Source organism: Janibacter sp. CFPM2_SD2 (assembly GCF_057364645.1).
This window is the reverse complement of sequence record NZ_JBNFOF010000109.1, coordinates 1-10,323: the sequence shown is the minus strand read 5'-3', so window position 1 is coordinate 10,323 and position 10,323 is coordinate 1. Positions and strand designations below refer to the sequence as shown.

Below are 10,323 nucleotides of genomic sequence, written 5' to 3'. Positions count from 1 at the left end.
GCGGGGGCGGTGGCGCGGGCAGCGCCTGGCGGCCAGAGCAGCTGAGCGACCGGCTACGACCGCGACGAGATCCGGCGCCGGGTCGGCGCCTTCCGTCGCAAGATCGAGACCGAGTCGGCGCGACGCAATGCCGAGGTCCGTGGACGGGACCGCATCTCGCGCTACGGCGTGCGAGACCCCTTGGAGCGCAAGGACTTCCTGCTCACCGGCAAGACCGAGGCGGCCGAGCTGCACGCGGTCATCGCTCCCCTGTCGCGCAAGCTCGCGGCCAAGCTCGCCGCCCGCCAGCGGCGGCAGTCGCGGGGCACCATCGACATCCGCCGGACCCTGCGCGCGGCGATGTCGACCGGTGGGGTGCCGGTGCGCCCGGCCTACAAGCGCCGCACCCGCAGCCGGGCCGACATCGTCCTGCTGTGCGACATGTCCGGGTCGGTGGCGGGCTTCTCCCGGTTCACGATGCTGCTGCTCCAGTCGCTCGCGGGGACCTTCCGCCGGGTGCGGTTCATCGGCTTCGTCAACACGTGCGACGACATCACCGAGCTGGTGCGCGAGGCGCAGTTCGGCGAGGACATCAGCGAGCGCGTCGCCCGCGAGGCGCAGATGACGCGCTGGCACGGGTCGAGCGACTACGGCGCCGCCTTCGTCGACGCCGTCGACCACCACCTCGACGCCATCGGTCCGCGGTCGACGGTCCTCGTGCTCGGCGACGCCCGGACCAACGGCACCAACCCGCAGGTCGACGCCCTGCGCGAGCTCGTCTCCCACGCCCGGTACGCCGCCTGGCTCAACCCCGAGTCCGCCCGCATGTGGGACACCGGCGACTCCGCGGCCAGTCGCTACGCCGAGGTCGTCGACATGCACGAGGTGCGCAACATCGAGCAGCTGCGGCAGTTCGTCTCCCGCCTGCCGGTGGGCTGAGGCCACTCCCCCTTCGTCCAGATCTGCAGAGGATCTCCAGATCTCCCACCGGGGATCCACCGGTGGGGCTCCCTAGCCTGATCCCATGACCGCTCCCGCACCGTGCGTGCTCGTCGTCGAGGACGACCCGACGATCAACCAGGCCCTGGCCGACCGCTTCACGGCGGAGGGCTTCGAGGTGGTGCAGGCGCACGACGGGCCGGGGGCGGTCGCCGCCCACGCCGAGCACGACCCCGCGGTCGTCGTGCTCGACCTCATGCTGCCCGGCTTCGACGGGCTCGAGGTGTGCCGCCGGATCCAGGCCGACCGCCCCGTGCCGGTGCTCATGCTCACCGCCCGCGACGACGAGAGCGACATCATTGTCGGGCTCGGGGTGGGTGCCGACGACTACCTCACCAAGCCATTTCGCATGCGCGAAGTCGTCGCCCGGGTCCGGGCCCTGCTGCGCCGCGTCGAGCGCGCTGCCGATCTCGGGCGCCCCACCGAGACGATCACCCACCACGCCGGGCTCACCCTCGACGAGCGCACCCGTCGGTGCACCGTCGACGGCCACGCGGTCCACCTCACGCCGACGGAGTTCGACCTGCTCGCCCTCCTCGCCCGCGAGCCCGGCGCGGTGCTGCGCCGCGAGCGGATCGTCGCCGACCTGTGGGGCTGGGACGACGGTCTCGGCCGCGGCAGCCTCGACAGCCACGTCAAGTCGCTGCGGGCCAAGGTCGGCAGCCACCGGATCCGCACGGTCCACGGCGTCGGCTACGCCCTCGACGACGGGAACGACCGATGAACCGCTCCGCTCCACTACTCGAGCTCACCTCGATCCGCACCCGCCTCGCCGTCCTCGTCGGCGTGAGCGTCGTCGTCGCGGCGGTCGTCGGCACGGTCGGCACCGATGCCGGGGTCCCCCTGTGGATCGGCCTGCCCGCGACGATCGGCCTCGCCCTCGTCGTCACCCGCTGGCTGGCGACCGGCATGACGACCCCGCTCACCCAGATGACCGAGGCCGCACGGCGGATGGCGAAGGGGGACTACGGCGCCCGGATCACGACGTCGAGCCAGGACGAGGTCGGCGAGCTGGCCCGCGCCTTCGCGAGCATGGCCGCCGAGCTGGAGCAGGGCGAGGAGCACCGGCGGCGTCTCGTCGCCACCGTCGCCCACGAGCTGCGCACGCCCCTGTCGGCCCAGCAGGCCCTGCTCGAGAACCTCGCCGACGGCGTCACCACCCCCGACGAGGCGACCCTGCGCGCCGCCCTCGCCCAGTCGGAGCGCCTCGGCTCGCTCGTCACCGACCTGCTCGACCTCTCCCGCCCCGACAGCAGAGGAATCCCCCTCTCCTCCAGCCGGATCCGCGTCGGTGACCTGCTCGACGACGCCATCGGCGAGACCACCCTCCAGGGTCGGGACGTCGCACTCGTCGCCGACGTCGAGCCCGTCGACCTCGTCGTCACCGGCGACCGCGCGCGCCTCGCCCAGGTCACCGCCAACCTCCTCGACAACGCGGTGCGGCACAGCCCGAGCGGCGGCACCGTCACCCTCACCGCCCGCGCCACCGACGACGCGTGGACCCTCACCGTCGCCGACGACGGACCCGGCCTGACCCCTGAGCGGGCGGAGCGGCTCTTCCACCGCTTCGGTCCCGGCGCGGACGAAGGGGGTGGCACCGGCCTCGGTCTGGCCATCGCCGCGTGGGTCGCCTCGATGCACCGCGGCACGATCCGGGCGCTGCCCACCCCGCTCCCTGAGGAGCGAGTCCGCGCAGCGGGCGAGCGTCTCGAAGGGTCAGGCGCCCGGCTCCAGCTCCGGCTCCCGCTCACCCCGCCGACCTCCCCTTCGCCCGCACCGCTCACCACCACCTCGCCCTCCCTTCGAGACGGTCGCTTCGCGACCTCCTCAGGGAGCGGGGACAAGGAGACCGTCATGACTGCTGCAGAATCCGCTCCCTCCCTTCGAGACAGTCGCTTCGCGACTTCCTCAGGGAGCGAAGGAGGCCAGGGAGCGGGGGTGTCGCTGTCGCGGTGGTGGCCCGAGCGGATCACGCAGGGGCAGCCGCGGCTGCTGCTCGCCGCACTCGCCGTCGGCCTGCTCGCCGCGATCCTGCTGCCGGGCAATGCGATCGGGCTCGGGCTGCTCGTCGTGCTCACCGCCGGTGGTGCGGCCCTGTGGCTCGCCTCGCCCCGCCGGGCGAAGCCGTGGTCGTGGGCCACCGCGGCCCTGGCCCTCCCCCTCGGCCTGACGACGATCCTGCGCGACGACCCGGTGATGAGCTTCTTCGCCGTCGCCGTCGCCGGGGTGCTCGCCGCCGCCGCGTGCACCGACGCGCGCACGGTCACCGGGATGATCGCCTCGGTCATGGCCTGGCCACTCTCGGCGCTGCGCGGGCTGCCCCTGCTCGACCGGACGATCCGCGCGCTCGCCCGCCGCGGCAGCGCGTGGTCGGTGCTGCGCACCGGGGTCGTCAGCCTCGCCCTGCTCCTCGTCTTCGGCGGGCTGCTCGCCTCCGCCGACGCCGTCCTCGGCTCCTGGGCCTCGGCCCTCGTGCCCGACATCAGCGACATGGCGATCTTCCGCGTCTTCGTGCTCGTCTTCTTCGCCGGCGTCACGCTCGCCGGTCTCTACCTCGCGATCAACCCGCCGACCGTCGACGGGGCACGCCTGTCGCCGCGCATCCCGGAGCGCGAGTGGCAGGTCCCGCTCGGCGTCGTCATCGCGATCTTCGTCGCCTTCGTCGTCGCCCAGGCCGCGGCGGTCGTCGGCGGGCACGACTACGTCGTGCGCACGGCGGGCGTGACCTATGCCGAGTCGGCCCGGCAGGGCTTCGGCCAGCTCACCGTCGCCACCGCGCTCGTCCTGCTGCTCGTCGCCGGAGTTCGAGCGCTCGGCCGCACGAGCACCGAGCGCGACCGCCGGGTCATGACCGCGATGAACGCGACCCTGTGCATCCTCACCCTGCTCGTCGTCGCCTCCGCGCTGCGCCGCATGGCGCTCTACCAGGACGCCTACGGCTACACGACGCTGCGGATCAACGCCGACCTCTTCGAGATCTGGCTCGGGCTCGTCGTCCTCGCGGTGCTCGTCTCCCTCGTCACCCCGACCCGGCGCTGGCTCGGCCGCGCGGTCCTCGTCGCGGCCGCCGTGCTCACCATCGTCGGCACCGTCGGCAACACGAGCGCCTGGGTCGCCGACCGCAACATCGAGCGGTGGCAGTCCACGGGCAAGATCGACACCTGGTACCTCAGCAGCCTGCCCGCCGACGCCGTGCCGACCATCGAGTCGAGCGCCCTGCCCGCGCACATCAAGCAGTGCGCGCTGTCGATGCACCAGGTGTACGGCGCCGGCGACGAGGACACCCTCGCCGGATGGAACCTCGCCCGCTCCCGCGCCGACGAGATCCGGCAGCGCTACGACGACCCGACCCGGTGCACCGACTCCCGCGGCTGGTCGAGGTGACGGGCACCCCCCTTCGCCTCCGCAGGGGGTGGGCGAAGGGGGTGTGCGGCGCCACGATGCGGGCGACCCGCCGGGGGTGGCAGGCACGCAGTAGTCTGCGGCCCATGGCCATCAGCAAAGTCCTCATCGCGAACCGCGGCGAGATCGCCGTCCGCATCGCCCGTGCCTGCGCCGACGCCGGCATCGGCTCCGTCGCCGTCTACGCCGAGCCCGACCGTGACGCCCTGCACGTCAAGGTCGCCGACGAGGCTTATGCCCTCGGCGGCCAGACGCCCGCCGACAGCTACCTGCTCCAGGACAAGCTCCTGCAGGTCGCCAAGGACGCCGGCGCCGACGCGGTCCACCCGGGCTACGGCTTCCTCGCGGAGAATGCCGACTTCGCCCAGGCCGTCCTCGACGCCGGGCTGATCTGGATCGGCCCGAGCCCCCAGGCCATCGACGCGCTGGGTGACAAGGCCAAGGCCAAGCACATCGCCGTCAAGGCCAACGCGCCGCTGGCCCCCGGCACCAACGACCCGGTCAAGGACGCCGACGAGGTCGTCGCCCTCGCCGAGGAGTTCGGCCTGCCCATCGCCATCAAGGCCGTCTACGGCGGTGGCGGTCGCGGGCTCAAGGTCGCCTACACGATGGAGGAGATCCCGGAGCTCTACGAGTCGGCCGTCCGCGAGGCCGTCACGGCCTTCGGCCGCGGCGAGTGCCTCGTCGAGAAGTTCCTCGACAAGCCGCGCCACGTCGAGACCCAGTGCCTCGCCGACCAGCACGGCAACGTCGTCGTCGTCTCGACGCGTGACTGCTCGCTGCAGCGCCGCAACCAGAAGCTCGTCGAGGAGGCCCCCGCCCCCTTCCTCACCGAGGAGCAGCACGCCGAGCTCGTCCGCGCCTCCAAGGCGATCCTCAAGGAGGCCGGCTACGTCGGTGCCGGCACCTGCGAGTACCTCGTCGCCCAGGACGGCACCATCTCCTTCCTCGAGGTCAACACCCGCCTGCAGGTCGAGCACCCCGTGACCGAGGAGGTCACCGGCATCGACCTCGTCCGCGAGATGCTGCGCATCGCCGACGGCGAGGAGCTCGGCTACGACGACCCGATCGCCCGCGGCCACTCCTTCGAGTTCCGCATCAACGGCGAGGACGCCGGCCGCAACTTCATGCCGGCCCCCGGCACCGTGACCAGGATGCGCGTCCCCCAGGGCCCCGGTGTCCGCTGGGACGCCGGCATCGAGGAGGGCGACACCGTCGCCGGTGCCTTCGACTCGATGATCGCCAAGCTCATCGTCAGCGGAGCCACCCGCCAGCAGGCGCTCGAGCGCTCCCGCCGCGCCCTCGACGAGCTCGTCGTCGACGGCATGCCGACGGTCGTGCCGTTCCACCAGGCGATCGTCCGCGACCCGGCCTTCGCTCCCGAGGGTGACGCCCCCTTCTCCGTCTACACCCGCTGGATCGAGACCGAGTTCGACAACCAGATCGCCCCCTACGGCGGCGAGGTCGGCGAGGCGGCCGAGGACGACGGCGAGCGCCAGAAGATCACCGTCGAGGTCGGCGGCAAGCGCCTCGAGGTCGTCCTGCCCGGTGGCCTCTCGCTCGGTGGCGGCGGTGGCGCCGCGGCCAAGAAGAAGGCCCCCAAGCGCTCCGGCGGGGGTGGCGGCGGCGCCGCGGCCTCCGGCGACAGCCTCACCGCCCCCATGCAGGGCACGATCGTCAAGCTCGCCGTCGAGGAGGGCCAGGAGGTCGCCGAGGGTGACCTCGTCGTCGTCCTCGAGGCGATGAAGATGGAGCAGCCGATCAACGCCCACAAGGCCGGCACGATCACCGGCCTGCAGGCCGAGGTCGGGGCCACCGTGAGCAACGGTGCGGTCCTCGCCGAGATCAAGGACTGATCATGCCACGGACGTGAGCCACCGACACGCGGCACGCCTCCCCGGCGTGCCGGGGGCGGCGTCGTCATCGCCGTCCTCGCCCTCTGCGGCACCATCGTCTCGCTCCAGCAGACGATGGTGCTGCCGCTCGTCCCCGAGCTGCCCGACCTCATCGGCACGAGCGCCGGCAATGCCTCGTGGATGGTCACGGCCACGCTCGTCGCCGGGGCGGTCGCGACGCCGGTCATCTCGCGCATGGCCGACATGTACGGCAAGCGGCGGATGATCCTCGTGACGCTCGGCATCGTCTCGCTCGGCGCCCTCGTCGGGGCCTTCGCCCCCTCGCTGCCCTTCCTCATCCTCGCCCGCGCCCTGCAAGGCATGGGCATGGCGCTCGTGCCGGTCGGCATCGCCACGATGCGCGACGAGCTCGACCCCGAGCAGGTGCCGCTCGCCGTCGCCCTGATGAGCGCGACCCTGGCGATCGGCGCCGGCGTCGGGCTGCCTCTCGGGGGCTACCTCGCCGAGGCCTTCGACTGGCACGTCGTGCTCTGGCTGCCCGGTGTCCTCGCGCTGCTGATGATCGCGCTCGTCCTGCTGACCGTCTCGGAGTCGAGCGTGCGGACCGCGGGCGCCTTCGACGTGCGCGGCGCGGTCCTGCTCAGCCTGGCGCTCGTGCTGCTGCTCCTCGCCGTCTCCAAGGGGAGCGACTGGGGCTGGCTCGACGTGCGCACGCTCGGCTGCTTCGCCGCGGGTCTGCTGCTGCTCGGCCTCTTCGTCCCGCTCGAGCTGCGCATCCCCAACCCGCTCGTCGACATCCGCACCGCCTCGCAGCCGGTCGTCATCGCGGCCAACACGATCTCGGTCTTCATGGGCTTTGCGATGTTCGTCAACATGCTCGTGTCGACACAGCTGCTGCAGACCCCCGAGGAGACCGGCTACGGACTGGGGCTCGACGCGCTGCACGCCGGGCTGTGGATGGCCCCGTCCGCCGTGGCCTTCGGCCTGCTCGCGCCGCTCTCGGGCTGGGTGACCCGCCGCTTCGGCCCCGAGATGGCGATCGGTGCCGGCGCGGCGATCATGGCGGTCTCCTACCTCGCGCGCATCCCCTTCAGCCACTCGATCGGGCTCGTCGTGCTCGGCACGATCACCGTGACCATCGGCACCGCGCTGGCCTACTCGGCGCTGCCGACCCTCATCATGCGCTCGGTGCCGGTCACCGAGACCGCGGCGGCCAACGGGCTCAACACGCTGCTCCGCTCCGTCGGCACGTCCACGGCGAGTGCGGTGACCACCGCTGTGCTCGCGGCGACGATCACGGCCACAGGGTTCCCGACCTACACCGGCATGGCCACCGTCTTCGGCCTGGCGACGGCCGCCTCGCTCATCAGCCTCGGGCTGATCCTGCCCTTCCTGCGGCAGCGCTCCGCCGAGGTCCCGGGCCGCCCCGACGTCGAGGAGCAGAAGGCCGACCACGTCGTCCACGGCCGGATCACCGACGCGGCCGGGCAGCCGCTCGCCGGGGCCGTCGTCACCGTGCTCGGTGGCCAGGGCTCGCACGTCGACTGGTCGCACACGGACTCGGCCGGCGACTACTCGGTGGCGACGGGCGGCCCGATCAAGCACCTCTTCGTCGTCACCGCACCGGGCTGGGCGCCCGTGAGCGCCTACGTCGACCTGGAGCAGGGCCGGCAGGTGCCGCCGCTGGTCCTGCGCGACCGGATGAGCATCTCGGGCACCGTGACCGGAGTCGACGGGCAGCCCGCGTGCGACGTCTCCGTCGTCGTGACCCGCCGCGCCGGCGGGTCGGTCGACTGGATGCGCACCGGCCCCGAAGGGCGCTACGACCTGCCGGTGCCCAAGGAGGGCACCTATGTCGTCACGGCCGTCGACCGGGCCACGAGCGCCATCGTCTCCCGGACCGTCGTGGTCGGCGGGTCGACCGTGCGCACCGACCTGCAGCTGCAGGAGGCGACGGTGACCGCGCCGGCCGACTGACCGGAGCCGGCGCGGCCGGCGCGCCCGTCGGATCAGCCGGGCAGGGCCCCGCCGCCGGTCGAGGAGTCGCCCTGCGGCACCGCGTCCGCCTTGGGTGCCGGGTCGGCCTTCGGTGCCGGGTCCGCCTTGGGTGCGGCATCCCCCTTCGGCTCCGGGTCGGCCTTGGGGCTGGCGTCGCCCTTGGGCTCCGCCTTCTTCTCCTCCGGCAGGCCGAGCTTGTCCTCGACGAAGTCGCCGGCCTTGTCGATGATCGACGTGAACTTGCCGCCGGTGCGCTTGTCGACGGCCTCCTGGACCTTGTCGATCGCACCGCGCGCCTGGTCGGGGTGGTCCCGGGCCGCGTCGCGCGCCTTGTCGACGTACTCGCCGCCGTTGAACTGCTGCGGGCTGTTGCTCATCCTCGGCTCCTTCGTCGCGGGCCGCGGATCGGCCCCCTTCGACCCTAGCGGCGCACCGATGCCAGCGCGCCGGCTGCGCTCACTCCCCGTGCAGGGGGTGCAGCCGTCGGGCTGCCTCGGCGAGGGTGCCGGTGAGCGAGGGGTAGACGGTGAAGGTCGAGGCGACCTGGTCGACGGAGAGCCTGTTCTGCACGGCGATGGCCACGGGGAAGATCAGCTCCGAGGCGCGCGGCGCGACGACGACCCCGCCGAGCAGCGTGCCGGTCCCCCGGTAGGCGAAGAGCTTGACGAAGCCCTCCTCGATGCCGAGCATCTTGGCCCGCGGGTTGCGCGAGAGCGGCATCATCACGGCCTCCACGTCGGAGTTGTCGGCCGCGTCGGCGGCGCTCATGCCGACCGTCGCGATCTCGGGATCGGTGAAGACATTGGCCGACACCGCCGAGAGCCGAAGGGGGGTCACCGCGTCGCCCAGAGCGTGCGCCATGGCCGTGCGGCCCTGCATCGCCGCGACGGAGGCGAGCGCGAAGACGCCGGTGCAGTCGCCCGCCGCGTAGATGCCGCGGACCGAGGTCCGCGAGACACGGTCGGTGACGATGTGGCCGGAGTCGCTGAGCTCGACGCCGACCTCCTCGAGACCGATGTCGCGGGTGTTGGGCACGGCGCCGACGGCGATGAGCACGTGGCTGCCCTCGACCTCACGGCCGTCCTCGAGGGTGACGACGACGCCGTCGCCGCGCCGCTCGGCGGAGGCCATGCGCGAGCGGTTGAGCACCGTCATGCCCCGGCGGCGGAAGACGTCCTCGATGACCGCGGCCGCGTCCTGGTCCTCGCCCGGCAGGACGAGCTCGCGCGAGGAGATCAACGTGACGTCGGTGCCCAGGCCGAGGTAGGCCTGCGCGAGCTCGGCGCCGGTGACGCCCGAGCCGACGACGATGAGCTTGTCGGGGATCTCGGGCAGCTCGTAGATCTGCTGCCAGGTGAGGATCCGCTCACCGTCGGGCTGCGCCGTCGGCAGCACCCGCGGGGTGGCGCCCGTGCTCAGCAGGACGACGTCGGCGGCGATCGTCTCGGTGCCCCCGTCGGGACCCTCGACGACGACCTCGCTCGGCGAGGCGAGCCGGCCGGTGCCGGGCACGACCCGCACCCCGACCTCCTGCAGCCGGGCGGTGATGTCGGCGGACTGCGCGGCCGCGAGGTTGCGCACCCGGCGGTTGATCGCGTCGAGCTCGGCGACCGTCTCGGTCGCGACGTCGCCCTCGTGGTCCTCGAGGTGCACGCCGAGGTCGGAGGCGGTCTCGATGCCGCCGAGGTAGTCGGCCGTCGCGATGAGGGTCTTGCTCGGGACGCAGTCGGTGAGCACCGCGGCCCCGCCGATGCCGTCCCGGTCGACGACGGTGACCGACGCCCCCAGGTGCGCGGCCACGAGGGCCGCCTCGTAGCCGCCCGGGCCGCCGCCGAGGATCACAACAGAGTTCGTTCGAGTCACGCCTCCCATCCAACCACCCTTGTAGATTGCGCCTGTGACCCAGACCGCTGACACCCAGGACCCCTTCGCCCTCGCCCGCGACGCAGCGGCCGTCATCGCCGAGCGCACCGGCGTCGCGACCCACGACGTCGCCCTCGTCCTCGGCTCCGGCTGGGGCCAGACCGCAGACCGGGTCGGCCGCACCGTCGCCACCGTCGAGCAGGCCGAGGTGCCCGGCTTCACCGCG

7 protein-coding genes and 1 pseudogene are annotated in these 10,323 nt (G+C 72.9%); 6 read left to right on the top strand and 2 right to left on the bottom strand.

Annotation, left to right across the window (positions count from 1 at the left end):
• The first annotated feature begins 168 nt into the window (after positions 1–168).
• The 5 genes from AC2W7J_RS11135 to AC2W7J_RS11115 all read left to right on the top strand — a co-directional run bounded on the left by AC2W7J_RS11135 (position 169) and on the right by AC2W7J_RS11115 (position 8,213).
• Positions 169–918: a VWA domain-containing protein gene (locus tag AC2W7J_RS11135; RefSeq protein ID WP_485982424.1), complete on the top strand. Its 750-nt coding sequence runs from the start codon at positions 169–171 to the stop codon at positions 916–918.
• 85 nt (positions 919–1,003) lie between these two features.
• Complete coding sequence (locus tag AC2W7J_RS11130; protein WP_485982422.1) at positions 1,004–1,702, top strand: response regulator transcription factor; 699 nt, start codon at positions 1,004–1,006, stop codon at positions 1,700–1,702.
• Positions 1,699–4,362 carry a DUF4153 domain-containing protein gene (locus AC2W7J_RS11125; protein WP_485982421.1) on the top strand — a complete coding sequence of 888 codons (2,664 nt, stop codon included), beginning with the start codon at positions 1,699–1,701 and terminating at the stop codon, positions 4,360–4,362. The genes AC2W7J_RS11130 and AC2W7J_RS11125 overlap by 4 nt, the downstream gene beginning before the upstream one ends.
• 104 nt (positions 4,363–4,466) lie before the next feature.
• Positions 4,467–6,236 (top strand): acetyl/propionyl/methylcrotonyl-CoA carboxylase subunit alpha, encoded by a 1,770-nt coding sequence (locus AC2W7J_RS11120; RefSeq protein WP_255184074.1) that lies wholly within the window; start codon positions 4,467–4,469, stop codon positions 6,234–6,236.
• Between the two features lie 66 nt (positions 6,237–6,302).
• Complete coding sequence (locus tag AC2W7J_RS11115) at positions 6,303–8,213, top strand: MFS transporter (protein WP_485982425.1); 1,911 nt, start codon at positions 6,303–6,305, stop codon at positions 8,211–8,213.
• Between the two features lie 32 nt (positions 8,214–8,245).
• Here the strand turns inward: AC2W7J_RS11115 and AC2W7J_RS11110 are convergent, their stop codons facing one another.
• Together AC2W7J_RS11110 and AC2W7J_RS11105 are read right to left on the bottom strand one after the other, a co-directional pair.
• Positions 8,246–8,611 (bottom strand): antitoxin, encoded by a 366-nt coding sequence (locus tag AC2W7J_RS11110; RefSeq protein WP_485982420.1) that lies wholly within the window; start codon positions 8,609–8,611, stop codon positions 8,246–8,248.
• 79 nt (positions 8,612–8,690) lie between these two features.
• Positions 8,691–10,106, bottom strand: coding sequence for an NAD(P)H-quinone dehydrogenase (locus AC2W7J_RS11105; RefSeq protein ID WP_255184077.1), 1,416 nt, complete (start codon positions 10,104–10,106; stop codon positions 8,691–8,693).
• Between the two features lie 25 nt (positions 10,107–10,131).
• On the opposite strand from AC2W7J_RS11105, the pseudogene AC2W7J_RS11100 reads away from it, so the two are divergent.
• Positions 10,132–10,323 (top strand): annotated as a pseudogene (locus AC2W7J_RS11100) (purine-nucleoside phosphorylase); the annotation flags it as partial.

Coding starts and splice junctions, on each gene's coding strand:
- AC2W7J_RS11130 (WP_485982422.1), top strand. CDS start 1,004: ATGACCGCTCCCGCACCGTGCGTGCTCGTCGTCGAGGACGACCCGACG.
- AC2W7J_RS11125 (WP_485982421.1), top strand. CDS start 1,699: ATGAACCGCTCCGCTCCACTACTCGAGCTCACCTCGATCCGCACCCGC.
- AC2W7J_RS11120 (WP_255184074.1), top strand. CDS start 4,467: ATGGCCATCAGCAAAGTCCTCATCGCGAACCGCGGCGAGATCGCCGTC.
- AC2W7J_RS11110 (WP_485982420.1), bottom strand. CDS start 8,611: ATGAGCAACAGCCCGCAGCAGTTCAACGGCGGCGAGTACGTCGACAAG.
- AC2W7J_RS11105 (WP_255184077.1), bottom strand. CDS start 10,106: ATGGGAGGCGTGACTCGAACGAACTCTGTTGTGATCCTCGGCGGCGGC.